This window comes from Geminocystis sp. GBBB08 (assembly GCF_016743215.1).
Lineage (GTDB): Bacteria > Cyanobacteriota > Cyanobacteriia > Cyanobacteriales > Cyanobacteriaceae > Geminocystis.
Genome location: NZ_VRZC01000003.1, coordinates 35,666 through 59,758, shown reverse-complemented (window position 1 = coordinate 59,758; position 24,093 = coordinate 35,666). Strand labels below are relative to the sequence as shown.

The following is a 24,093-nucleotide window of genomic DNA, read 5'->3' as shown; positions in this document are numbered from 1 at the left end:
AATATTATGAATAAACCACCACGATCGCAACGAAAACATACACCCAAAGCCAAAAATCAAGGGCTTTATACTAGAGCAATCAAACAATCATTTATCAAATTAAACCCGAAAATTGCTATCAAAAATCCCGTCATGTTTCTTGTCTGGATTGGTACAATTATCACCTTTTTAGTAACAATAAATCCTAGTCTATTTGGTGATTTTAATGACTCTAATCAAAGACTTTTTAACGGTTTAATTACTATTATTTTATTTTTCACTGTCTTATTTGCTAATTTTGCGGAAGCGGTGGCAGAAGGTAGAGGAAAAGCCCAAGCCGATGCTCTCCGTGCTACTAAAAGCGATACTGTTGCCCGTTTAATTCTTCCTGATGGTTCAATTCAAGAGGTTAATTCTACTACTTTAAAACGGGATGACCAAATTAAGGTTATTGCTGGAGATATTATTCCCGCAGATGGTGAGGTTATCGGTGGTATGGCTTCGGTAGATGAATCGGCTATCACGGGAGAATCCGCTCCTGTTTTGAAGCAACCGGGTACAGATATTGCTAGTTCGGTGACAGGGGGTACTCGTATTATCTCTGATGAGCTTATAATCAGGGTGACAGTCGATCCGGGTAAGGGTTTTATTGATCGCATGATCAATTTAGTCGAAGGAGCAGAAAGAAGCAAAACCCCCAATGAAATAGCTTTAACGGTACTTTTAGCAGTTTTAACTCAGGTTTTCTTAATTGTTATCGCTACTATGCCTCCGATCGCTAATTATGTGAATAATCCTGTTAGTATCGCTGTGTTAATCTCTCTGTTAGTTGCCCTTATCCCTACCACTATAGGCGGTTTACTGAGTGCGATCGGCATTGCGGGGATGGATCGAGTGGCACAGTTTAACGTCATTGCTACCTCTGGTAGAGCCGTGGAAGCCTGTGGCGATATTAATACTCTTGTACTGGATAAAACTGGTACTATTACATTGGGTAATCGTTTAGCAGAGGAGTTCATCCCTGTAAATGGTCATACTGTGACAGAAGTGGCGAATATTGCCTTGATTTCCAGTCTTTTTGACGAAACACCTGAAGGACGTTCGATCGTTGATTTAGCCCACAAATTAGGCTCTCAAGTGGACTTTGACATTAATACAGCGACAGGCATTGAATTTTCGGCTCGTACTCGTATGAGTGGTACAGATGTAGAAAATGGTATCGAAATTCGTAAAGGTGCAGTGGATGCTATTAAAGGTTTTGTGCGTTCTAGAGGTGGTAATATTCCAGATGATCTCGATCAAACTTATGAAAAAGTATCCCGTTTAGGAGGCACTCCTTTAGCCGTCTGTCAAGGTGATGATATTTATGGGGTAATTTACCTAAAAGATATTATTAAACCCGGTATTAGAGAGCGTTTTGACCAAATGAGACGTATGGGTATTCGTACTATCATGTTAACGGGAGATAATCAAATTACTGCTTCTGTCATAGCTCAAGAGGCTGGAGTTGATGATTTTATTGCCGAAGCCACCCCTGAAGACAAAATCGAAGTAATACGCCGTGAACAAGCTAAGGGTAAGTTAGTCGCCATGACGGGAGACGGTACAAATGACGCTCCAGCCTTAGCTCAAGCGAATGTAGGGGTTGCTATGAACTCTGGTACACAAGCCGCCAAAGAAGCCGCTAACATGGTGGATTTAGACTCTGATCCCACGAAGTTAATTGATATTGTCACTATCGGTAAACAGTTACTGATTACTCGTGGTGCGTTAACGACATTTTCGATCGCCAATGATGTTGCCAAGTATTTTGCCATTATCCCCGCAATTTTTGCTAGTACGGGGATTGGTGCATTAAATATTATGGGTTTAGCGAGTTCTCAATCAGCTATTTTATCGGCTTTGATTTACAATGCTTTGATTATTCCTGCCTTAATTCCGATCGCCCTTAAAGGAGTTAAATTTCGAGCTTTGACGGCGGATCAATTATTGCAACGGAATATCTTAATTTATGGTTTAGGTGGGGTAATTGCTCCTTTTATTGCCATTAAGGTTATTGATGTGATGGTTAGTGCCGTTGGTTTGGGTTAATCTCACGCAAAGGCGCAAAGGCGCAAAGAAGTCACAAAGTAAATTTACAAGAGTTGTTTAAATTCTTCCATTGTCTCTAAGTAACACTGAATCGCATCTTTTATATTATCTAGTGCTTCTTCTTCTGTGTCACCCTGAGACCAACATCCGGGTAAACTAGGACACCAGATAGTATAGCCTTCTTCTGTTTTTTCTAATTTCACTAAATAACGCATAATCTGTTTTTCAACACAGTTTTATTCACCACTTTAAATTTTACAAAGAAAATATCTTTATGGCTATCAAGATTTTTAATTCTGAGGAAATAAGCACTAAAATTAATTCACCTAATATGCGAGAAGTAATTTTAGAAATTGTGGCTAAATTTTTATCAAGAAAATTACCGATTTATCTTCTCTCAATTTTACTGATTAATATCATTATTTCCCCTCTCGTTTATGCAGGTACAAATCAAATTTTATCTAAAGGACAATCTTATGCTTTAACTTTATTAGGATTAGTAACCATTAGCTTATTTATTTACCTTTTTATCGTTATTTTTCAACCCGAAAAATTTTAACTTTATTTAGCTTCTCTCACCTCCAAAAAACTTTTTTCTTCTTTGCGTCTTTGCGCCTTTGCGAGATAAAAAACTATAATATTTCTATAATATTCACAATCTAAATATGAATATGCTAATCACTGAAACTTCCCCCAATGTTTATTCTTTACCCTTGAGACTCTTAACCGTCAGAGAATATAATCTCATGGCAGAAGTCGGTATTTTAACTCATCAAGAAAAAGTAGAATTAATTAACGGACAAATTATTACTATGTCACCTCAAGGAAGTTTTCACGCCGCCGCTATTACCCGTACAAATCGTTTATTTACAAAAGACTTCAATCAAGTATTAATTAGACTACAATTACCGATTATTGTTAACGATTTTTCCCAACCTGAGCCTGATATTGCCATTGTCAAGTATGATTCTTTAGATTACGATGATCGACATCCTAACGCTACGGAAGTTTATTTAATCATTGAAATTGCAGACACTACCTTGAAAACCGACTTAGAAGTTAAACGTCAATTGTACGCTTCTGCAAATATACCTGAATATTGGGTATTAGATCTCAAACAACGTCAACTCTATGTTTATCGAGAGTCTAATAGTCAAGATTATCAAACTACCATGATTTTAAGTGATCAAGAGTCGATCTCACCTTTAAATTTTCCTGAAACTGAAATTAAGGTATCGGAAATGTTACGCCCTCTAAATAGTTAAATTAATTATTTCTTGTTTTTTTACATAATTAATAATCAATTTTTTGTTGCTCATTTTTAAATGGAGAAGAATTAAAATGCTTTCTATTAATGATTTTTTAAAAGCTATTCGTGTAACTTTTATTTTATGGACAATTACAGCTATTATTTATCCTTTATTTATCTTAATTTTTGGACAAATATTTTTACCATATCAAGCTAATGGTAGTCTTATTAAAGATAATCAAAATAATATTATTGGTTCTAGTTTAATTGGTCAACCTTTTCAGTCTGATAAATATTTTTGGAGTCGCCCTAGTACCATTAATTATAGTACTGAAGAAAATGCAGGTATCACTGGTGTTTCCAGTGCAAGTAATTTAGCCCCTAGTAACCCCGATTTAATCAAAAATATCGAAACAGAAATTACAAAACTTAGACAAGCTAATATTACTCCTACTGCTGATTTAGTTTACACTTCAGGCTCAGGTTTAGATCCTCATATTACTCCCCAGTCTGCCTTAAATCAAGTTGACAGAATTGCGATCGCTCGTAACCTTGAATCCACTCAACTACAAGAGTTAGTTAAAAGCCATACTGAAGGAAGATTGTTAGGTATTTTTGGCGAACCTAGAATAAATATACTAAAACTTAATCTTGAACTTGATCAACTATAACATAATTAACTAACGACTATGACTTATTTTCGTCCATCCCATTTGAGAAATCATTTTAATTACTTTAATAATGCTCATAATACTATACCTGGCAGTCTTAATCTTCAACCTCGTGCGATCGCACCTAAAATTACTTTAATCGACTATAACAAAAACCAAGCCTTTCGCAAAGAATTAGAAAACCCTTTAGATTGTGCCGTGTATCTGGATACAGAATCGGTATCATGGATGAATCTTGACGGGTTAGGGAATGAAACAATTTGGAGGCAATTAGGGGAAGTGTTTAACCTTCATCCGATTACCCTTGAAGATATTGTTAATGTTCCTCAGCGTCCAAAAATAGTAGAATACGATGATCATTTAGTCTTGATTTCTCGTATGGTGACGATAGATAAACAATCGAATTTCTTCGTCAGTGAGCAAATTAGCTTCGTTTTAGGAAGACATTATCTCTTAACCATCCACGAAAAATTTGATTCCGATGGTTTTAATGAAGTAAGAGACAGAATTCGTCATCAAAAAGGATTAATTAGGGAAAAAGGGGTGGATTATTTATTTTACGCTCTTATTGATGCTATCATAGACGATTTTTTCCCCGTGATGGAGATATATGGAGAATTGGTGCAATTATTGCAGAATGAAGTTGTCACCACTCCTACCCGTCAATCATTAACAAAAATTCATCAATTACAACAAGATTTACTCTTAATACGTCGTGCAGTTTGGCCTTTAAGAGATGCGGTTAATTCCTTACTCAGAGATGGAAATGAATTAATATCTGATGAAACAAGGGTTTATTTACGGGATTGTTATGATCATCTCATTCAAATTCTCGACATGGTAGAAAACTATCGAGACTTAGCATCTAGTTTAACAGATATATATCTTTCCTCAGTAAGTAACCGTATGAATGAGATCATGAAAACCTTAACGGTGGTTTCCAGCGTGTTTATTCCCTTAACCTTTATTGCAGGGATTTATGGCATGAATTTCAACACTGATAAATCTCCCTATAATATGCCAGAATTAAATTGGTATTGGGGATATGTGTTTGTCTGGATATTAATGTTAATAGTAGGCAGTGGGATGATTCTCTTTTTTTGGCGAAAAGGTTGGTTTAGTAACCTAGATAACCTCAAAAAATAGAAAATAATAGTGATGAATTTTTTATTTTCGCCAATTAATAAATTCTAAATTGGGGATTCTTTCAAATTCTTTAGTATTTGCAGTAATTAAAGTTAATCCTGTTGATAATGCCTTAGCTCCAATTAAAATATCATAAGCACCAATAGAAGTACCATTTTTTCTTAAAAAAGCCCTAATATTCGCCGATAAATTAGCTTCTTTTTCTAAAAAGTAAGAAGTAAAAGCAATGAGATTGTTAATTCTACATTCTGCATTTTCCATAGTTTTTTATGTATCAATAATATAACAGTTGATCGATGACATTGAAACAAATTATTACATAAACTTGATGAGAATTTAATTAGAATTGAGACAAAGAAAGTTAATTGTTCAGTCAAAGAGATTTTCAATTAACAATAGTTTTAAAGGAATAAAAATTATGTTACATCATCTGTCAATCGCAGTCAAAAATCCAGCTCATGTTGCCCGAGTACTTGCAAAGATTGTACAAGGACAAGAATTTCCTTTTCCTGTTTTTCCTAATTCATATATTGTGATAGTGGGAGATAAATATGGTACTGCCATTGAAATTCAACCCCTAGGCTTAGAATTGATACCGGGTGAAACAGCAGTTATTTCCCAAACAAATACTTCTCCTTCTAGTTTTAGTTCGACTCATGCCGCTATGACAGTACCTAGTAGTCAAGCCGAAATTGAAGCGATCGCAGAAAATGAAGGTTGGCTACATCGGTATTGCGATCGAGGTCCTTTTGATTTAATAGAAGTGTGGGTAGAAAACCATTTCATGTTTGAATTTATCCCACCAGAAATGAGTTCTCGTTATACTGATTTTATGTCGATCGAAAAATACTCAAGTTTTTTAAATGGAGGACAAATTCAGCTTCATAAAAAAACTTGAGTAGCAGTTATAGATAAATTAAGACAAGTAAAAGAGACAGGATTGGCTCTCGTAGAAAAACTAACTAAGACACTAATAATTCTTTGTACCTTTCTTTGGGGCTTTGCGCCTTTGCGAGAAACAATCCTTAAATTTTGTGTTCACCATTACAGCGAAAATAGAATCTATAAGATATAATCAACTTTTAGAGTGAGTCAGCCTAATTCCGAGTTAAAAAGAAGCGGAGGAACCAAATTGGGGGCTTATTTTTACTTTAACAGTAAAAAGGGACATCTCTCAGTCCTAGCCCGTCAGCTAACTTCGTAGGCATTGAGAGGAGACTAAAGAATGAGCATTTTTTGTCTCAATTTCATTTAGGTATTCCGACTTTGACAAATCTCTACATTCGATTACCTTTATTTGACTTTGAGGTGTAATTTAATATGAATTATTGTTAATTTTCTAATTTTTATTAACTATAAAAACTGATTGATTTTGCTTTAATTTTTAAGCAAGGTTACTTGTTTTTGTACTTAATTTTAAAGAGATATTTTCACGCAAAGGCGCAAAGGACGCAAAGGTTTAAAAGTCTTTGTGGATGTTGCTTTTTAGTAGTACTCATGAATATTTTTAGTAAAAATAAAGTAAATAAGGCTTTTTATATGGGTTTTAAAAAAAATAATTTTCTCGAAAAATTTACTAATTCTCAGGTTTTTTTACCGTTAATTGGTTTTGCAGGAATCATAGTTTTATGGTGGATTATTGCTCTTTTTCGTAGTGAAATGATGCCTACTCCTCCCGAAGCGTTAGCGAAAAATCTTGACTTTATTTTACATCCTTTTTACCGTCGAGGACCAGGAGATTTAGGGTTAGGATGGTTACTATTAGCTAGTTTGAGGCGAGTCTGTATTGGTTTTTTATTGGGTGCGATCGTCGCTATTCCTGTAGGTTTTTTAATCGGGATGAATAACACCGCATGGCAAATTCTCAACCCTGTTATTCAAGTTTTTAAACCTGTTTCTCCTCTTGTTTGGTTGCCCATCGCTTTAGCAATCTTCAATTCTGCTGAACCTTCAGCTATTTTTGTAATTTTTATTACTTCTTTATGGTCAACGATTATCAATACCGCAGAGGGAGTTAAAAACGTTCCTGCGGAATATTTAGAAGTGGCTCAAGTGTTGGAAATGCCTCGTTGGAAACAGTTGGTAACGGTAATGCTTCCTGCTAGTTTGCCCTATATTTTCACCGGGTTACGCATCAGTTTAGGGATTGCATGGTTAGTCATCGTAGCCGTAGAAATGTTGACAGGAGGTATCGGTATTGGCTTTTTTGTCTGGGATGAGTGGAATCGTCTTAATGTTAGTTCGGTATTTTTAGCGGTATTTGTCATTGGTATTACGGGGTTAATTCTTGATTATGCCCTTGCTAAATTACAAACTCTCGTTACTCATCGTCCTGCGAGGGGGTAAAATTTATGACAAATTATCATCGTCGTTTATTTTTGCAAGGCATAGGGGCAACCGTTGGTGCCATCACCCTTAATAGTTGTACCAAAACACAAAGTAATCAACCCTCAAATATCCCTGATACTGCTTTAGCCGTTGAACCGATTATCAAGCCAGAAACCCTTGAAAAACCTAATTTAACCGTTGGTTTTGTTCCTGTTAATGACTGCGCCCCTTTTGCGATCGCATGGGAAAAAGGCTTTTTTCGCAAGTATGGTTTAAATGTAACTTTGAGTCGGGAAGCGAGTTGGGCAAACTCCAGAGACGGGATTATTTTTGGTCGTTTAGATGCTTCTCCTGTTGTCTCAGGTTCGATAACAAACGCCAGATTAGGGGCAGAAGGGGCGAGAAAATTTCCCTTGTGTGCGGCTATGACAATTCACCGTCACGGCAACGCTTTAACCATGAATCGTAAACTATGGGAAGGGGGAATAAGACCTTGGTTCACCTATAATGGTAATTTAGACGCTTTTGGACAGGATTTACGCAATTTTTGGCAAAAAGCTCCCCTTAATGAACGAGTTTGGGCTGTGGTGCTGAGTTCCGCTATTTATGAGTATTTTGTTCGTTATCTTGTGGCTTCTGTGGGTTTAAATCCCATCGATGAATTGCGAGTAATCATCACCCCTCCACCGCAAATGGTAAGTAATATGAGAATCGGAGCAATGCAAGCCTATATGGTAGCTGAACCTTGGAATACAAGGGCTATCAGTGGCAATGAAGGCATCGGCTTTACCTTTGCTCAAGGGCGAGAAATATGGCGAGGGCATCCAGACAGACTCTTAGCAGTACAAGAATCTTTCATTGAGCAAAACCCCAAAACCTATCGCTCATTAGTGAAAGCCATGATAGAAGCCTGTCAATATTGCAGTAAACAAGAAAATCGAGAAGAAGTAGCCCAAATTATCTCTCAACGATCATTTACTGGTGCTAAAAGTAAATATACAGAAGCCGGTATAATCGGTAACTTTAATTATGGAGGCTTTGATGATCAACCGAGAATAAAAAAAAGTTTAGAAACGACTCTATTTTTTGACTTACCTCCCGAAGTATCAAATATCGAAAACGATCATTCAACCTTCCTATGGCAATCCGATAGCTTCTGGTTAATGACACAAGCCACAAGGTGGGGGCAAATTCCTGAATTTCCTCGTAATGCCGAAGAAATAGCCAAAAAAGCGTGGCGTACCGACTTATACCGAGAAATAGCTACCGAAATGGGCATCAACTGCCCTCAAGACGATTATAAAATAGTGGACGGAAAAGCCTTTATTGATGGAAAATCCTTTGATGCGAGTAACCCAATTAACTACATTAACTCCTTCGACATTCGAGCTAATCGCCCACAAATTTATAGTTTTACTTAGGAATTCTTTGTACCTCTTTGCGCCTTTGCGCCTTTGCGAGAAACAATAACCCATCAAAAGAAAATGACACAACAACAATTTTTAACTATCGAAAACGTAGTCAAATCCTTCAAAAAACCAGACGGCAGTGATTTTGTCGTTTTAAACGGTATTCACCTAAGTGTAGGAGAAAAAGAATATGTCTCCGTAATCGGACATTCAGGCTGTGGCAAATCAACCCTCGTCAGAATCGTTGCGGGATTAGAAAAGCCTACCTCTGGCATGGTGACACTAGAAGGAAAACGAATCACTAAACCCGGTGCCGATCGCATGATGGTATTTCAAGGATACGCTCTCTTACCTTGGTTAACCGTCAGGGAAAATATCAGATTAGCGGTTGATGAAGTATTTAAAAAAGCCACCGTTGCTGAAAAAATCAGCATTGTGAATAAACATATCGAAATGGTAAAATTAACTCCCGCCGCCGACAAGTATCCTCACGAACTTTCAGGAGGTATGAAACAAAGAGTTGGGGTTGCCCGTGCCTTAGCTACTCGTCCTAAATTATTATTGTTAGATGAACCTTTTGGAGCGTTAGATGCTTTAACTCGCCCGAAGTTACAACAGCAGGTAATCGATATTTGGGAAAATCACCGTCAGGCTGTGATGATGATTACTCACGATGTGGATGAGGCTATTTTTATGTCTGATAAAGTTGTGATGATGACAAATAGCCCAAACGCTACGATTGGTAAGGTACTTGATATTCCTTTACCACGCCCCCGTCATGCCCATGAATTACGAGAGACAACGGAATATTATCATTTGCGTAATGAGGCGTTAGATTTTCTGGAAAATTATCAGTAGGGTTTTTTCTCTGCCTCGATCGTAAAACAAACATCTTGCCTGTTGTGCATCAGTAAAACAGGCATCTTGCCTGTGCATCAGTAAACAAGCATCTTGCCTGTGCATCAGTAAAATTAAAAGTCGAACGGAAGTCTGTCTTGAAGCATTAGCCTATGAATGATGAAGCCTATGTTATACTGTGTTTGTTAGTAATAGGTAGTTCGTAACCATTATCCTATAATGAGATATAGTTATTTCAAATAAGAATGAAACAGTTTAATAATATTAAAAATTCTCAAAAACTTTCATTGGTGGGTATAGCCCAATCTACATAATTTTTTTGACTAAAGTGACTTAATTTATACAAAATTTAGATTGTTAAATAATAATTTATTTTTTTATTTTCAAGAAGTAAATATACTAAAATATGCGACAAATAAATAATAATAGTAGAGCCGAATTAGATATTAATTTTATTCAGGTTTTTCTCGGTGCATTAGGATTAACAATTATCATTTATGCAATCCTTTTTCCTTTCCAACAATCTTATTTAGGTATTCTTCTTTACCAAAGAGGTTTTACCCAACATTTAGCTATTTTTTTCTCTTGTATTGTTGCTATTATTACAGTAAATAAGTATCAAAAGATTATCAAAGAAACCAATATTTTAAATAAAATTGGAGTACCTGATAATATTAATTTTCATGATCATAAATCATATCAATTAGTTTCTCTTCAAGAAGATTTTGCTCGTACCCCTACAATGATTACTAAGCGATTAAGTCGTATTTTAAATGCTTATATTCTCTCTGGTAGTCGTAAAATTGTGACGGAATTAGCCTTAGATGATAGCTCGTTTTATCTTAGTGCTTCCGAATCTTCTTATGCTTTACCCCGAATTTTAGTCTGGGCTATTCCTTTATTGGGATTTATCGGTACGGTATTGGGTATTAGTCAGGCTGTTAATGGTTTTAATGGTTTCCTTAACAATACTGCACAAGTTGATCAAATTAAAGAGGGTATTGCTACTGTAACTACGGGATTGGCGATCGCCTTTGATACTACTTTATTAGCATTATTTTTAAGTGTCATGGTGATGATTCCTTTAGTGATAGTAGAAAAAATGGAATCTCAATTATTATTAAATACCGAAATTTATATTAATGATCATATTTTACCTCGTTTAAAAGAACATAAAGAACCACAAGAAATTGAGCTAAAAACACAACTTATTTCCGAGCAAATTATTAATATTATTGAAGAAAAATTACCTAATAAATATGATTTAATTCAGTCAGTAAAAGATGTTTTACCCACTACGGAAGAATTAGTTAATCCTGCAGAAATTTACGCTAAAGAAGCAGCTAAAAATTTGATAGAAAATTTTATGAATCAGTTACAAGAAATTCAAATTAAACAGATTGAACTAATTGACAGTATTAATGAGGTTAATAAAATTATTTTACAAGAAGGAAATTTACCGAGAAAAAGCGATTTTGATAAATTAATCAAATATTATATCGTCTATTTGGGAATTTTTCTTTTTGTTGTCATTCTATCTTTATTTTTCAAAAAATAACCTGTTTGATTTGATTATTTATTCCTCTTCCCTCACAAAACCAAATTTTAGGTAACAGTAATACAAAATCGTGAAACTATATTCAAGTCTCATCTTGATGTAAAACTGAGAATTAAATATTATTTAATCAGTTATTTAAGAAGAATGGAAAGGGAAAATAAAACTACGACATTTGATGAGATTGTGTTAAATATTTTACCCTTATTAAAAAATGGCACAACTCCAGAAAATCAGACAATTTTGACTGTTTTAGAAGACATTGCCGAAAAAGTCTGCGAAAACCATTGGAAATTAAAAGGAGAAGGGCAATTAACCCTATTTTAATATTCGTTAATCTTTATTCCCTGACTTCTGCAATAAGTATAATATAAGGCAATTAACAGCAAAGTTATTTACTTATATTTCAGATAATTGTTGACTTTTAGGACTTTCTAAAACTAATATAACACTTCTCAATTATTTCTTGTCCTTATCTTACCATTATCTCTTTGTACATTTCTTTGCGACTTTGCGCCTTTGCGAGAAAAAAAAATGAATAAAAAACGAGGCAGACATAAAATATTTATCGGTATGGCACCAGGAGTAGGTAAAACCTATAAAATGCTTCAGGATGCTAAAAGTCTTAAACAACAAGGTATTGATGTAGTCATTGGACTTTTAGAAACCCATAACCGTCAAGAGACTTTATTACAGGCTAAAGGTTTAGAAGTTATCCCCCGGAAGTCTATTTCTCAAACTAATCCCACTCTAACAGAAATGGACACGAAAGCGATTGTCGATCGCCATCCCCAATTAGTGTTAATTGATGAATTAGCCCATACTAATATCCCTAACTCTCGTTATCCAAAGCGTTATCAAGATGTGGAAGAAATTCTTAACGCCGGAATTGATGTCTATTCTACTGTTAATATTCAACACCTAGAAAGCCTTAATGATCTTGTAGCAAAAATTACTGGTGTAGTGGTTAGAGAACGTATCCCTGATCGTATTTTAGAAGAAGCTGATCAAGTCGTTGTCATTGATGTTACCCCAGAAACCTTAGAAGAACGTTTATTAGCAGGTAAAATTTACGCTAGTAATAAAATTGAGCAATCTTTAAGAAATTTTTTTCAACGTAAAAATTTAATCGCTTTAAGGGAACTAGCTTTAAGGGAAGTGGCGGATACCGTTGAAGAAGAAGGAGAAGAATCTTTATCTCCAGCTCAATCTTATTCTATTCAAGAAAGGGTGTTAGTTTGTGTATCTACCTATCCTAATTCTTTACGTTTATTACGTCGGGGTGCAAGATTAGCTAATTATATGAATGCCCCTCTATTCGTTTTGTTTGTTCAAAATCCTGACCATTTTCTCTCCAAAGCAGAAGCCTTACATATTGAAACCTGTGAACAATTGTGTCAAGATTTTGGGGGTAATTTTTTAGTAATTAAGAGTTATAATGTTCCTAATACCATCACCGAAGTTGCTGAAAAAGAAAAAATCACTCAAATTGTCATCGGAGAAAGTCAACAATCCCGTTGGAAACAATTTCTTAAAGGTTCTTTTACTCAAAAATTAATAAAGTTAATCTGGAAAAAACAAATTGATTTACACATTATCGCCACTCCTTAAATTTTAAATACCTTTTCTTAAAAAAATGACCATAAAAGTACTACTCGTTGAAGACTCTCCTGTTGCTACTATATTATTACAAAAAATTATCAATGCTTCCTCTGATATTCAAGTTGTCGGTACGGCTAAAAATGGTCTTGAAGGTTTGGAATTACTGAAAAAATTAAATCCAGACGTTATTTGTAGTGATTTACATATGCCAAAAATGAACGGCTTAGAATTTACAAAGGAAGTTATGGCTAATTTCCCCAAACCAATTTTAGTTATTAGTGCGTCGGTACAAGAAGAAGATACAAAACACGTTTTTGATGTTTTAAATGCCGGTGCAGTAGATATATTTCCAAAACCCCGTAGCGGACAACCTAAAGATTATGATTTTATCACTGAATCTTTACTAACCAAAATTCGAGTATTATCGGGTATCAAGGTTTTTCGTCGGAAATCATCCTCTACATCTATTCTACCTATCCCTAGTTCCTCTACTTCCCAATCCACCCCAGTAAAAAGTACTCCTTCAACTATTTCTTCCCATAAGAAAATTCAAATGATTGCTATTGGCACTTCAACTGGTGGCCCGCAAGTATTGTTAGAAATTTTAGGTAAAATCCCAGCTCATTTTTCTGTGCCCATTGTCTGTGTACAACATATCAGTGAAGGTTTTTTAGATGGTTTAATTGATTGGTTGAACAATAATTGTCAATTAAAAGTAAAAGTTGCGATGACGGGAGAAAAACCCCAAGGAGGTTATATTTATTTTCCCCGAGAAAAACATCATTTAGAATTTGATCGTAATGGGAGATTTTTCTGTTTTACTGGGCTTCCTGTTGATGGGCATTGCCCTTCTGTAACCGTTACATTTAATTCCTGTGCCAAAGTTTTCGGTAAAAATGCCATTGGTGTTTTATTGACAGGTATGGGTAAAGATGGTGCTCAAGGTTTACTAGCCATGTCTCAACAAGGTGCTTACACCATCGCTCAAGATGAAGCTAGTTCCGTAGTTTTCGGTATGCCCGGGGAAGCTATTCGTTTAGGTGGTGCTAAAAAAGTTCTACCAGATCATGCTATCGCTTCTCATTTGATGACATTAACAAGATAACTAGGCTACAATTATCAGCTGTAGAGTAGATTTTAGATCAATATAAAGAAAAAAAATTGAAAGATTTAACTATTGCACAAAAGTTTAATAATTATCGATTTGCTGATTATAAACAGGAAGTAATTGAGTTATTAAAAAAAGTAACTACTGTTAGTGTTGAAACAATTAAAATTATTAATCAAATGAATTAATGAAAGTCTAATCTCTTAAATTTCCTTGAGAGGTAGTCAGTAATTGCATTGGATTCATGTCTAAATTATAGGCAATCCACGCAAAACCACCGCTAAAAATTGCTATTGTTACTACTAATGCACTTGTCAATAATTTTACTTTTTGGTGTAAAGATTTGATTTCTAATTTACTTTCTTGAAGAGTAGGAAATAATTCATGGGCTATCACTTCTGCTTCTAAAGTTGTCGTTGGTTTATCAGGAAACTCTACAAGAGTATAAAGCCAGTCAGTGATAAGTTGAGGACATTTTGGCTGTAAATATAATTTTACTCCTAAAGATTGAGCCACAGGACGAGGTAAACGAGTTAAATATTTTAGAGTTAAATTAATACCCCATAAAGGACAATATTTATTGATTAAATTTATCATTGCAATATCATATAAACACCCAACAATACTTTTAGCAGTAGCTTCTTCTCGTCTAAATAATTGATCTAAAAGTATTAAAATCTCTTGTAAATTTTGTTGTTCTTTATCAACTTCTTCTTGAGTTTTAATTTTACTCATAATCTTAATTATATTATTAATTAACTTATATAGCTAGTTTAAATTAATTGTGCAAATACATCTTATTTTTGTCAATTTTATCAAAGAGTTGACATAAGTCTATCAATAGTGTATGATAACGACAACATTTTCTGAGAGTTTGAGTATGATCATAATGGTATCCGAGTAGCGATTAATGTGGATGGTGAGGAGACTCGCTTCTTAATTGACAAGAATCAACAGCAATACGCCCAAGTGATTGAGGAATATCAACTTATCAAAGAAAATGAGGGAAAAACTGAAAACCGTTACTAGAAAATATTTTCAGGTTTATGATTATATCGAACTCAGGTAATTTATGTAGATCCTGCTAAATTATGAGAAAGGTAGCTTTTCTAACCAGAAGTTTCGATGAATTTAACCAATGGGCAATTAACGACAAAAAAATTTACGCTAAAATAGTTGATCTCATTAAAGATATACAAAGAAATCCTTTTTCTGGATTAGGAAAACCAGAAGCATTAAAACAGGAATTATCAGGATTATGGTCACAACGTATTACGAGAGAGCATCGCTTAGTATATCGTGTTTGTGATCAAGAGATTGTTATTATTTCTTGTAAGTTTCATTATTAATCATGGGTGTACAGCATACCTTTAGCATATTTTTTTTGAGGGAGTGCGATCGAGTTTTGGAGAGAGTGCGATCAGTTTTGGGAGTTCGGGTATTTCCCCAATATTTTGATAAAAATTATTTATTCTTTAATAACTCAATAAATTCGTCCACTTCTAAGTCAGCTTGTCGGATAATAGCTCTTAGAGTTCCTTTATCAAGATTTTTATGATTAGGAACTACTACTTCAGCAAAAGGATCATCTCGACAGAGAATAATATGACTTCCTTTTTGACGCTTAATGCAAAAACCTGTTTTTCCCAATGTTTGAATACACTCTTTGCCCGAAATTTGAGGTAATTTACTCATAGGGAAAGTGTTACTGTGTCAACTTTATCTTCAGGAATAATACGTCCTTCTTCCCGAAGAAGTTCAAGATATAATTCTATTGCTTCTTGAATATTAAAGATTGCCTCCTCTTTTGTTTTTCCTTGACTAATACAAGGAGGTAAACTGGGACATTGAGCAACCCAATAACCGTTTTCTCCAGGATAGATAATTACTTGTCTCATCAGTGATTTGTCGATAAAATTTTATCATTTTGATCCTAGCATGATTGAAGATGATTTCTCTTAGTATTTTTTTTGAGTGCGATCGGTTTTAGGGAGTTCGATCAATTTTAGAGGGCAATCGGTTTTGGGAATTGAGTTTGTAGGTTGGGTTGTGAAGATGAACCCAAAGCAACCTTAAAACTGTTAAAATTAAAAAGTTGTTAGCATAACATACTCATAATGAATGCACTAAAATATAAAGCAACTGTAAAAAACGGTCAACTCAACTTACCTACTATTGACTTACCTGAAGGAACAGTGGTTGAGGCAATTTTATTAATTCAAGAATCAACGGAAATGGATGAAACAGATTATCTGCTTTCAACATCTGCTAACCGTCAGCATCTCCAAGAAGCCATAGAATCCCTTAAAAATCCTGATAACTATATTTATGTAGATCCTGCTAAATTATGAGAAAGGTAGCTTTTCTAATCAGAAGTTTCGATGAATTTAACCAATGGGCAATTAACGACAAAAAAATTTACACTAAAATAGTTGATCTCATTAAAGATATACAAAGAAATCTTTTTTCTGGATTAGGAAAACCAGAAGCATTAAAACACGAATTATCAGGATTATGATCACGACGTATTACGAGAGAGCATCGCTTAGTATATCGTGTTTGTGATCAAGAGATTGTTATTATTTCTTGTAAGTTTCATTATTAATTATGGGTGTACAGCGTACCTTTAGCATATTTTTTTTGAGGGAGTGCGATCGAGTTTTAGAGAGTGCCATCGGTTTTGGAAGTTTGATCGAGTTTTGGGAGAGCGATCCTACCTATTGATAATATTTTAATTTTAGTTGCTACTATGTTTTTTTCTACTAGCTTCTTGCAAAATACGCTCTTGTTCTTCCAGTGATGTTTCAGCCGTTACGATGATTGCATGAGGGCGAGGACGACTAACAAACTCTTTCCAAGCAATTTCATCTTTTCTATTTTTCAAAATATATTTTCTTAATTCATTTAAGGACATTTCTTTAAAGTTCAACAATTTCGTACCTCCATGTACCATCCCTAAAAATTGTTATTTCAATACTTTCAAGGTCACCAGCAATGATAAATATTTCTTCTCTATCTACATCATATCTGAATAGATAAATTGGCTGATAAAAATTAGATAGATATTGACATATAATCACCACTTGTCGCATTTGATTAACTGTCGGCAATATTATTTTCCTCTATTTTTTGATTTTTTGATTTTACAACTTTTAAGTGATTTTATTTTATAAATTTTTTAAGTAATGCCATCGGTTTTGGGAGCGCGATCGGTTTTGAAGATCAAAGCCAATACCCATCCCTGAATTTACTCTTAAAAAGCTATAATCAATATGAAATTGTGCATAAAAAATTATTATGAAAGCAGAGTTTACCGCCATTATTGAATTAGCAACTGAAGGAGGTTACTGGCCTATTTGTCCTGAAGTACCCGGAGCAAATGGACAGGGAGAAACGATTGAAGAAGCAAAGGAAAGCCTAAAAAGTACCATTCAATTAATTTTTGAAGATCGTTTAGCAGATATTCGTCAAGAAGCGATCGAGGAGAAAATTTGCATTCCATGAAACGTAAGAAATTAGAAAAGAAGTTACGCATAGCTGGTTGCTATCTTAAACGAGAAGGTTCTTCTCACTCCCCCTGGATTAATCCTCAAACTGGAGTTGATGATTATTTAACCATTATCTCCTGTCGGTATCATTATCCAGAATAAGGGGAAAATTGAAGATAAAGACTGTTGGTTGTCTTCATGACTCGCTTTACAATCTTCACAGACATTCCCAATAGTTTAAATCGGCTCAAGCGATTAGTTTACCTTGATTTTGGTGGTACGATCAAGCAGTGTGCATTTGGTATCGATTTTTGTGGGGGGGGGAAATTTGTTAGATTTATAATTGAAAAGATAAAACTATCAGAAATAAAATAGAATTATAATACAAGCAATTTTTAGGGAAATATTAGATGCCTCCCAACAACTTCCCTTAGAAGATCAAGAAACTTAATTCAGATTTTAAAAAATCGTCTTATTGAATAAAAACGAGCCGAATTAGTAAAAGATGTCAAGGAAGCTCAACAAGAGTATGCTGAGGGCAAATGTCAACCAGAATCTGCTGAAGCGATTAATTTACCTTGATTTTGGGAGGTTCGGGCGCACCGGGTGCCTTTGGCATCGATTTTTGAAAAAGTGATGGTTTATAATAGTGTAGAGGACTTTTGGAGAAAAGTAGATGCTAGAAATCAATAAAAACTATGTCTTAGACACTAATCAAAAACCGATTGCGGTTCAGATTTCCATTACTGAATTTGAAAAAATCGAAGAAATTCTTGAAGATTATGGACTAGGAAAACTGATAGAAGAAGTTGAAAAGGAAGAAACTCTTTCTAAAGAAAAAGCCTTAGACTATTTAGCAGAAATCAAAAATCAGAATGTGGAAAATTGAATCAAAAAGTTTGTAAAAGAAATAACAGTTTTACCAAATGATATACAATCTCGTATAGAGTTAATTGTTTTCAATCAATTAGAAACCGAGAATCCTTTTGAATTAGGTTATCTCAACAAAATGAAAGGCTATAAAGATAAGTATAAAATTAGGGTGGGAGATTATAGAATTGGCTTAACCATTGATAAAACCAATCAAACTATTATCTGTCAACGAGTGACACATCGTAGAGAAATTTACCAAATATTCCCTTAAGGTAAATCATTAAAAACCTGATTTAATTCAGGGTGAATTATGCCACTTTAAAACAGAAAAAACTAGGGTAAAAGTGAGCAAATCTGTGATATATCAGTATGTTTAAAACATATAGTACTTTTCAAATTGGAAAACCACTGCCTAAACTTGCAATGCACACCACAGAGTACATTTATAATAAATTTTTGTGGTTCATTGATCTAAAAACGGCCGTAAAATAAAAGTGAAATAATACTTGAAATCAAGAAAATCATGAGCAATAAAGAGTATCACGGGTATTTCTACCAGTAACAGGATTAGTACCACTGGCCATTTCACATAGCAACTCTTCTAAATCAGGACGTAAAATTACATCTGTAAAATCAGCACCTTCTATATTCGCTTTTTCAAATTTAGTATTCGTAGCAAATGCACCTTCAAGAATAGCGTTATGAAGATTAACTCTTGTCATTCTCGCTGAATCTAATACTGCGTTAGTTAAATTAGCACCTTCTAAATTTGCTGAATCCATATTAGCCCCGAAAAAACTAACTCCTTGTAAATTTGCGTGACTAAAATTGCTACTACGAAGATTAGCTTTATTAAAAGTTGATCCTACTAAATCTTGTCCTGAAAAATCACTTTCAAATAGATCTCTTTTGGTATAATCTAAGGCTTCTACAGGATTAACTATCGTTATAAAACTGATTATTAATGCTAACGTTAGACTAATTAATTTTAATAAAATCATCATGAATTATTGTCAAAAAATTTTTTTATAAAGAATTCAAATTCGTAATGAGAAATAAGAAATAAGAAATAAATAGTTAAATCTTGTATATCAATTCAAAACCTACTTTAGAATTTAGAGTTTAGAATGAAGAAATTTGCCCTGTGCATCGTTGCTTATTGCATTGTTGCCGCGACTTGTGCAAAAAGTCTATTATCAATTTTTAAAAGTTTTATTTAAGTCTTCGATTAATTCGTCTATCTCCTCAATGGCTTGGTTTACATCTAAACGCAAACTACCCAAGTCCGGTTTGTCTAATAGTTTTATTAATAATTGTCTTTTATTAGCGATAGAATTAATTTGATTGATAATAGCTTTGGTCATAATCTTAAGATCTAAAATAATTATAGTCTATGATTCATTATCCACTGTAACGCCCCATTTTTATCAATAAATTTGCCTTCTATATAAGCAATTTGCACATCTATTAATAATTGTTTAATTAATGGGCTAGGAGGAATTTTCAAAGACTCCATTAAATCCTTCCCTGTTAGTAAGGGTTGTGGATGTGCCACAGAATCTTGATTATCTAAATAACGCTCAAATAACATAGTAATTAAATTAGGAGAAATATCATGGGCAAGAGCAAAAATTGCTAAATTAGGGAATATTTTACCTACGGATAAAAAGAAAAAATATTGTGACGATAAATTAGTCGAAAAATCTTCTTCTAATAAACGAGAAGTATATTTCAGAATAATTATTACTGCTTTAATTTCTTGACGAGAATATTTTAGATTCACTAATTCTTTTTGTGCAATGTCTATATTATTGTCTGTTAAACAAGCTAATTTTGCACTGCTATAAGCCTCTACATTAATATTTTTAAAATCATTAAAATTTTCTCGTAACCATCCAATCCAAAAATCAATTTTGTTTAAATATTTTATCTTTTCTTCATCGAGATTTTGCCAATAAATAGATAATAAACCATCTTTAAAAGCCTCTTTTAGCCAATAAGTGCCATTCTCACTCTCTAATAAATAAGTAAATTCACTATTAATTCTTTCAGGTGCAACTTTTATTAAAAGGGGAGTTAATTCTCTAATGGCTTTACGGGTTTCAGATTCAATGGTAAAATTAAGTTGACAAGCCTGACGATAACCTCTTAACAATCGTAAAGGATCATCTTCCAAGTTTTTCATCAAGATCATTCTCATTATCTTCTGTTTTAAATCTTTTTGACCATTTAAAGGATCAATTAATTTTTTTTCCTGACAATTATAAGCGATGGCATTAATCGTATAATCTCGTCTCAATAAATCTTTTTCGATGGAATCACCTTCCTGTTGAGCAAAATCGATGGTAGCATGAGGAAAAACTACCCTAGCAATGTTTCGTTCTGAATCTAACACCACAAAACCAGCATGATATAAATTAGCAATATTTTTCGCTATTTTAATTACCGAATGAGGTAACACAAAATCTAAATCTAAATATTTTTTAGTCCGATTTAGTAATACATCCCTAACTGCACCGCCTACTAAATAACCATCAGAAGGTAATAAATCAATATCGAAAGGTAAATTATCAACAATAAAAGTACTTAAAAACATTAGAAATTGACAAAAAAAGTCCCTAAAATTTGGCAATAGTCCTTTTCTAAGCATACTATAGCAATCCCTATTACTGATTAATTCTTAATTGTTACTTATTCTCAGTCGATCGCCTCAAGTACATTAAAATGGTATTTAAGTCAAATTATGTAAACTTATAGAAATAATTGAGAGCAAGAGATCAAATATTTGCTATGGTAAAATCTGATAATATTTTAAATGCAAATAATCTAGTTAAGGGATAAGTAAAATGTCAGAAGTGACAGAAGTCAAAGAAGCGGATTTTAAAGAGGTTGTCTTAGAGAGTAATCTTCCTGTATTGGTTGATTTTTGGGCGCCTTGGTGTGGTCCTTGTCGCATGGTAGCTCCTGTAGTTGACGAAATTGCTCAACAATATGACGGCAAAGTCAAAGTAGTAAAAGTCAACACCGATGAAAATGCTAAAATTGCTACTGATTATGGAATTCGTAGCATTCCTACCTTGATTGTATTTAACGAAGGGGAAGTTAAAGAAACTGTAGTTGGTGCGGTGCCTAAAAATACTCTTTCTAATACTTTAGATAAGTATATTGATTAGTTACTGTAACCTTTGCATTATCCCACGTTATGATTATTTCGTGGGAATTTTTTATTTGAAAGAAAATGTCTTTATTAACACCGTCTGATAAAACTTATTTATATCAACCGAAAAATCTTCAACGTTTGTTAAATAAATTGCCAGATTATGAAAATAATAAATGGTTAAAAAGATCTTTAAAGATATTAGCAAAAATTGTCAAAAAAAATCAAGTTGATTCTTTAGAATGGAAAATTTTGACAGCTACCTTAAAAGATTTAGAAAAAGGATTTAGAGTTTTTTCTGATTATCGTCAGTGTCGTAAAATAACCATTTTTGGATCAGCTAGAACACCTGTTGATACCTTAGAATATAAATTAGCTAAAGATTTTGCTCAAAAAGTTACTGAGTTAGGTTTTATGGTGTTAACTGGTGCAGGAGGAGGTATTATGGCAGCGGGAAATCAAGGAGCAACCTCAAAAAAATCCTTTGGTTTAAATATCAAATTACCTTTTGAACAAAATGCTAATTCTTTTATCAAAAATGATCCTAAACTAATTAGTTTTAAGTATTTTTTTACTCGCAAATTATTCTTTTTAAAGGAAAGTGATGCTATCGTACTTTTCCCTGGTGGATTTGGCACTCAAGATGAAGCATTTGAAACCATAACTTTATGTCAAACAGGAAGACAACCGCCTATTCCTTTAATTTTAATCGATAAACCGGAGGGTAATTACTGGAAAAGTTGGCATAATTATATTTGTGATCATCTTTTAGAAAACGGTTATATTCAACCTGAAGATACACAAATTTACACTATTACCGATAATGTTGAGAGTGCTTGTAAAGCTATCCAAGAATTTTATCGAGTATATCATTCTTGTCGTTATCTGAAAGATTTATTTGTCATGAGATTAAATTATGACTTAACTCCTCTAGAAATTGAACAATTAAACGAAAAATTTAGTGATATACTAATCAAAGGAAAAATTGAAAAATTACCAACTCCACAAAAACAAAAAGCAGAAACCGATTATTTACCAGGTATTAGCTTTTATCTACAATCAAGAAAATTTAGCCGTCTTTATTCGATGATTAACGTTATCAACACTTTTCCTTGTCAAGATTCCCCTTATTGTCAACCTCAATACCGTTAAACCTTAATAAATAAAACCATAAGTTGCTAATAACTGATTACAACAGTTTTTATTTCCTTAAACCACACTTTGGATTCTGCCAAGGGTGCCTTGGCACCATGAGCTTCATGAGCGAGAAATAAAAAATGTGGCTTATTTATCTGAAAAGCGATGTATATGACCGCTACGCCGTTTTACCTCAGTTTATGACCTGGAAAACCAGGGGGATACCAACGTTTCTGTGTTCGTTTCCGAGTACAAATGCTCGGTTTACTGCTACGAGAACTCAGTTAGTTTCCTTATAACTCAAGTATAGATCAAAAAACTTGATTGGCAGTCACCAACGTAGTAGTCAACTTATTAACTATGATAAAGGTTTAATGATCTTTGAGCAACATTTTTTATCATTAACGGAAATATCCCCTCTTCGTTACAAAATGTTAAATTATGCAGTGACGAATCGCTGTATTTTAGAAATAAAGATCCTTATGAAAAAACAATAAATAGTTCAATATGTTAAATAAAGTTTTATATGCTGATTCTGGGACTGGTCACACTCAAGAAATGTTGAAAATGTTGTTAGATATTCCCACATTTCAACAAAGTGAAATTACTATTCTTCACATCATACCTCCTCAAGTCTCCGCCGATGCTTTAGCGGAAAAATGGGAAGAAGGGGGAAAAATTCTCTCAGATATAGTCAAAAATGTCAATATCAATCCTACTAAAGTTTCTACTATCTTAAAACAAGGTGATCCTAAAGATACTGTCTGTAGCACAGCAAAAGAGATTAATGCTGATCTTATTTTAATGGGATCGAGGGGTTTAACTCGTTTAGAATCTTTCTTAGAAAACTCTGTTAGTCAATATGTCTTTCAACTTACCGATCGCCCTATGCTACTGGTGAAAGATGATATATATGTGCGTAAAATCAAACGAGTAATGTTAGCCTTAGATAAATCTGCTGCTTCTGATTATGCCCTAGAATTAGCTCTATACCTGCTTAAAGACTATTCTGAAGCTCAGTTATACTTAGTTAGAGTTAACCCAGACATGAATCCTGATTTAGAATTATCTACCGCCGACATGGAACAGAATGCTATCTTAGCACCTGCTTTAGCCAAAGCGAAACGTATGGGGATAAATACTAAGTGTATCGTCACTGGGGGCAGACCGAGTAAACAAATTTGTCAATTAGTTGAGGATAAAAATATTGATTTATTATTATTAGGTTCACCTGATCGCCGTCCTTCTATTGCCAAAAACTTGATTGATTTAGACCGTTTATTAGGTACTTCTTTATCCGACTATGTTCGAGTAAATGCAAATTGTCCTGTTTTATTAGTGCGTAAATAACAAAAAAAGAATAAGGAATGAGGAATCATCAATTTTTTACTCTTTTCTCTTCCTTCTTCTATTCTCTTCCCTGATGATTAACTATCAATTAT

The 24,093-nt window shown here is 33.9% G+C and carries 33 protein-coding genes, 1 other RNA gene, 1 pseudogene and 1 riboswitch; of the genes and pseudogenes, 24 read left to right on the top strand and 11 right to left on the bottom strand.

What is annotated here, in order from left to right; translation table 11 throughout:
* Positions 1-6 precede the first annotated feature (6 nt).
* On the top strand, positions 7-2,070 hold the full coding sequence (gene kdpB / locus FWJ34_RS01110; RefSeq protein ID WP_308253442.1) for a potassium-transporting ATPase subunit KdpB: 2,064 nt from the start codon (positions 7-9) through the stop codon (positions 2,068-2,070).
* 44 nt (positions 2,071-2,114) lie between these two features.
* On the opposite strand, the gene FWJ34_RS01105 is transcribed toward kdpB, so the two are convergent.
* Positions 2,115-2,285 (bottom strand): type II toxin-antitoxin system HicB family antitoxin, encoded by a 171-nt coding sequence (locus FWJ34_RS01105; RefSeq protein ID WP_308253441.1) that lies wholly within the window; start codon positions 2,283-2,285, stop codon positions 2,115-2,117.
* Between the two features lie 59 nt (positions 2,286-2,344).
* Between FWJ34_RS01105 and FWJ34_RS01100 the strand changes: the two genes are divergently transcribed.
* The 4 genes from FWJ34_RS01100 (at position 2,345) to corA (ending at position 5,136) form a co-directional block, all read left to right on the top strand.
* A complete protein-coding gene (locus FWJ34_RS01100; protein ID WP_308253440.1) occupies positions 2,345-2,629 on the top strand; it encodes a potassium-transporting ATPase subunit F in 285 nt (94 codons plus the stop codon).
* Positions 2,630-2,741: 112 nt separating this feature from the next.
* The gene (locus tag FWJ34_RS01095; protein WP_308253439.1) at positions 2,742-3,335 is read left to right on the top strand and encodes a Uma2 family endonuclease; all 594 of its coding nucleotides are present in this window, start codon (positions 2,742-2,744) and stop codon (positions 3,333-3,335) included.
* A 76-nt stretch (positions 3,336-3,411) separates the two neighbouring features.
* The gene (gene kdpC / locus FWJ34_RS01090; RefSeq protein WP_308253438.1) at positions 3,412-3,990 is read left to right on the top strand and encodes a K(+)-transporting ATPase subunit C; all 579 of its coding nucleotides are present in this window, start codon (positions 3,412-3,414) and stop codon (positions 3,988-3,990) included.
* Between the two features lie 18 nt (positions 3,991-4,008).
* The gene (gene corA, locus FWJ34_RS01085) at positions 4,009-5,136 is read left to right on the top strand and encodes a magnesium/cobalt transporter CorA (protein WP_308253437.1); all 1,128 of its coding nucleotides are present in this window, start codon (positions 4,009-4,011) and stop codon (positions 5,134-5,136) included.
* Between the two features lie 21 nt (positions 5,137-5,157).
* Here the strand turns inward: corA and FWJ34_RS01080 are convergent, their stop codons facing one another.
* Complete coding sequence (locus tag FWJ34_RS01080; RefSeq protein ID WP_308253436.1) at positions 5,158-5,397, bottom strand: virulence-associated protein; 240 nt, start codon at positions 5,395-5,397, stop codon at positions 5,158-5,160.
* A gap of 157 nt (positions 5,398-5,554) precedes the next feature.
* Here FWJ34_RS01080 and FWJ34_RS01075 point away from each other — a divergent pair, with 157 nt between their 5' ends.
* The 9 genes from FWJ34_RS01075 (at position 5,555) to FWJ34_RS01035 (ending at position 14,184) form a co-directional block, all read left to right on the top strand.
* Complete coding sequence (locus tag FWJ34_RS01075) at positions 5,555-6,034, top strand: hypothetical protein (RefSeq protein ID WP_308253435.1); 480 nt, start codon at positions 5,555-5,557, stop codon at positions 6,032-6,034.
* Between the two features lie 186 nt (positions 6,035-6,220).
* Positions 6,221-6,358: riboswitch (cyclic di-AMP (ydaO/yuaA leader) on the top strand.
* Positions 6,359-6,675: 317 nt separating this feature from the next.
* Complete coding sequence (ntrB, locus tag FWJ34_RS01070; RefSeq protein WP_396231605.1) at positions 6,676-7,482, top strand: nitrate ABC transporter permease; 807 nt, start codon at positions 6,676-6,678, stop codon at positions 7,480-7,482.
* 5 nt (positions 7,483-7,487) lie between these two features.
* On the top strand, positions 7,488-8,885 hold the full coding sequence (locus FWJ34_RS01065) for a CmpA/NrtA family ABC transporter substrate-binding protein (RefSeq protein WP_308253433.1): 1,398 nt from the start codon (positions 7,488-7,490) through the stop codon (positions 8,883-8,885).
* Positions 8,886-8,948: 63 nt separating this feature from the next.
* Positions 8,949-9,731, top strand: a complete 783-nt coding sequence (locus FWJ34_RS01060; protein WP_308253432.1) for an ABC transporter ATP-binding protein — start codon at positions 8,949-8,951, stop codon at positions 9,729-9,731.
* Positions 9,732-10,137: 406 nt separating this feature from the next.
* The gene (locus FWJ34_RS01055; RefSeq protein ID WP_308253431.1) at positions 10,138-11,289 is read left to right on the top strand and encodes a MotA/TolQ/ExbB proton channel family protein; all 1,152 of its coding nucleotides are present in this window, start codon (positions 10,138-10,140) and stop codon (positions 11,287-11,289) included.
* Positions 11,290-11,433: 144 nt separating this feature from the next.
* The gene (locus FWJ34_RS01050; protein WP_308253430.1) at positions 11,434-11,613 is read left to right on the top strand and encodes a hypothetical protein; all 180 of its coding nucleotides are present in this window, start codon (positions 11,434-11,436) and stop codon (positions 11,611-11,613) included.
* Between the two features lie 207 nt (positions 11,614-11,820).
* On the top strand, positions 11,821-12,897 hold the full coding sequence (locus FWJ34_RS01045) for a universal stress protein (RefSeq protein WP_308253429.1): 1,077 nt from the start codon (positions 11,821-11,823) through the stop codon (positions 12,895-12,897).
* 25 nt (positions 12,898-12,922) lie between these two features.
* Positions 12,923-13,993: a chemotaxis-specific protein-glutamate methyltransferase CheB gene (gene cheB / locus FWJ34_RS01040; RefSeq protein ID WP_308253428.1), complete on the top strand. Its 1,071-nt coding sequence runs from the start codon at positions 12,923-12,925 to the stop codon at positions 13,991-13,993.
* 56 nt (positions 13,994-14,049) lie between these two features.
* Entirely contained in the window at positions 14,050-14,184 is a 135-nt protein-coding gene (locus FWJ34_RS01035) for a hypothetical protein (protein ID WP_308253427.1), read from the top strand.
* A 7-nt stretch (positions 14,185-14,191) separates the two neighbouring features.
* Here the strand turns inward: FWJ34_RS01035 and FWJ34_RS01030 are convergent, their stop codons facing one another.
* Entirely contained in the window at positions 14,192-14,731 is a 540-nt protein-coding gene (locus FWJ34_RS01030; protein ID WP_308253426.1) for a hypothetical protein, read from the bottom strand.
* Positions 14,732-15,087: 356 nt separating this feature from the next.
* Between FWJ34_RS01030 and FWJ34_RS01025 the strand changes: the two genes are divergently transcribed.
* Positions 15,088-15,345, top strand: coding sequence for a Txe/YoeB family addiction module toxin (locus FWJ34_RS01025; RefSeq protein WP_308253425.1), 258 nt, complete (start codon positions 15,088-15,090; stop codon positions 15,343-15,345).
* A 115-nt stretch (positions 15,346-15,460) separates the two neighbouring features.
* On the opposite strand, the gene FWJ34_RS01020 is transcribed toward FWJ34_RS01025, so the two are convergent.
* Together FWJ34_RS01020 and FWJ34_RS01015 are read right to left on the bottom strand one after the other, a co-directional pair.
* The gene (locus tag FWJ34_RS01020) at positions 15,461-15,691 is read right to left on the bottom strand and encodes a type II toxin-antitoxin system HicA family toxin (protein ID WP_308253424.1); all 231 of its coding nucleotides are present in this window, start codon (positions 15,689-15,691) and stop codon (positions 15,461-15,463) included.
* Positions 15,688-15,894 carry a type II toxin-antitoxin system HicB family antitoxin gene (locus FWJ34_RS01015; RefSeq protein WP_308253423.1) on the bottom strand — a complete coding sequence of 69 codons (207 nt, stop codon included), beginning with the start codon at positions 15,892-15,894 and terminating at the stop codon, positions 15,688-15,690. Before FWJ34_RS01015 ends, FWJ34_RS01020 begins: the two co-directional genes overlap by 4 nt.
* Before the next feature lie 219 nt (positions 15,895-16,113).
* Between FWJ34_RS01015 and FWJ34_RS01010 the strand changes: the two genes are divergently transcribed.
* Both FWJ34_RS01010 and FWJ34_RS01005 read left to right on the top strand, forming a co-directional pair.
* On the top strand, positions 16,114-16,347 hold the full coding sequence (locus tag FWJ34_RS01010) for a hypothetical protein (protein ID WP_308253422.1): 234 nt from the start codon (positions 16,114-16,116) through the stop codon (positions 16,345-16,347).
* Positions 16,344-16,601, top strand: a pseudogene (locus FWJ34_RS01005) (Txe/YoeB family addiction module toxin). The gene FWJ34_RS01010 and the pseudogene FWJ34_RS01005 overlap by 4 nt, the downstream one beginning before the upstream one ends.
* 132 nt (positions 16,602-16,733) lie before the next feature.
* Here the strand turns inward: FWJ34_RS01005 and FWJ34_RS01000 are convergent.
* The gene (locus FWJ34_RS01000; protein ID WP_308253421.1) at positions 16,734-16,910 is read right to left on the bottom strand and encodes a DUF6887 family protein; all 177 of its coding nucleotides are present in this window, start codon (positions 16,908-16,910) and stop codon (positions 16,734-16,736) included.
* Positions 16,911-16,914: 4 nt separating this feature from the next.
* A complete protein-coding gene (locus FWJ34_RS00995) occupies positions 16,915-17,106 on the bottom strand; it encodes a DUF6888 family protein (RefSeq protein WP_308253420.1) in 192 nt (63 codons plus the stop codon).
* A 187-nt stretch (positions 17,107-17,293) separates the two neighbouring features.
* Between FWJ34_RS00995 and FWJ34_RS00990 the strand changes: the two genes are divergently transcribed.
* The 4 genes from FWJ34_RS00990 (at position 17,294) to FWJ34_RS19500 (ending at position 18,628) form a co-directional block, all read left to right on the top strand.
* Entirely contained in the window at positions 17,294-17,500 is a 207-nt protein-coding gene (locus FWJ34_RS00990) for a type II toxin-antitoxin system HicB family antitoxin (protein ID WP_308253419.1), read from the top strand.
* Positions 17,497-17,646 carry a hypothetical protein gene (locus tag FWJ34_RS00985; protein ID WP_308253418.1) on the top strand — a complete coding sequence of 50 codons (150 nt, stop codon included), beginning with the start codon at positions 17,497-17,499 and terminating at the stop codon, positions 17,644-17,646. The genes FWJ34_RS00990 and FWJ34_RS00985 overlap by 4 nt, the downstream gene beginning before the upstream one ends.
* Positions 17,647-18,160: 514 nt before the next feature.
* Positions 18,161-18,373, top strand: coding sequence for a hypothetical protein (locus FWJ34_RS00980; protein WP_308253416.1), 213 nt, complete (start codon positions 18,161-18,163; stop codon positions 18,371-18,373).
* Positions 18,374-18,628 (top strand): type II toxin-antitoxin system RelE/ParE family toxin, encoded by a 255-nt coding sequence (locus tag FWJ34_RS19500; protein ID WP_396231604.1) that lies wholly within the window; start codon positions 18,374-18,376, stop codon positions 18,626-18,628.
* 250 nt (positions 18,629-18,878) lie between these two features.
* On the opposite strand, the gene FWJ34_RS00970 is transcribed toward FWJ34_RS19500, so the two are convergent.
* From FWJ34_RS00970 to FWJ34_RS00960, 3 genes are all read right to left on the bottom strand, one after another.
* Positions 18,879-19,361: a pentapeptide repeat-containing protein gene (locus tag FWJ34_RS00970; protein WP_396231603.1), complete on the bottom strand. Its 483-nt coding sequence runs from the start codon at positions 19,359-19,361 to the stop codon at positions 18,879-18,881.
* 192 nt (positions 19,362-19,553) lie between these two features.
* Positions 19,554-19,721, bottom strand: a complete 168-nt coding sequence (locus FWJ34_RS00965; RefSeq protein ID WP_308253413.1) for a hypothetical protein — start codon at positions 19,719-19,721, stop codon at positions 19,554-19,556.
* Between the two features lie 20 nt (positions 19,722-19,741).
* Complete coding sequence (locus tag FWJ34_RS00960; protein WP_308253411.1) at positions 19,742-20,953, bottom strand: CCA tRNA nucleotidyltransferase; 1,212 nt, start codon at positions 20,951-20,953, stop codon at positions 19,742-19,744.
* 250 nt (positions 20,954-21,203) lie between these two features.
* On the opposite strand from FWJ34_RS00960, the gene trxA reads away from it, so the two are divergent.
* Positions 21,204-21,530 (top strand): thioredoxin, encoded by a 327-nt coding sequence (gene trxA, locus FWJ34_RS00955; RefSeq protein WP_308253410.1) that lies wholly within the window; start codon positions 21,204-21,206, stop codon positions 21,528-21,530.
* Positions 21,531-21,595: 65 nt separating this feature from the next.
* Positions 21,596-22,666, top strand: a complete 1,071-nt coding sequence (locus tag FWJ34_RS00950) for an LOG family protein (protein WP_308253409.1) — start codon at positions 21,596-21,598, stop codon at positions 22,664-22,666.
* 153 nt (positions 22,667-22,819) lie between these two features.
* Here the strand turns inward: FWJ34_RS00950 and ssrS are convergent.
* Positions 22,820-23,003, bottom strand: a non-coding RNA gene (gene ssrS / locus FWJ34_RS00945) — 6S RNA.
* Between the two features lie 155 nt (positions 23,004-23,158).
* Between ssrS and FWJ34_RS00940 the strand changes: the two genes are divergently transcribed.
* A complete protein-coding gene (locus FWJ34_RS00940) occupies positions 23,159-24,001 on the top strand; it encodes a universal stress protein (protein WP_308253408.1) in 843 nt (280 codons plus the stop codon).
* The last annotated feature ends 92 nt before the right edge of the window (positions 24,002-24,093 follow it).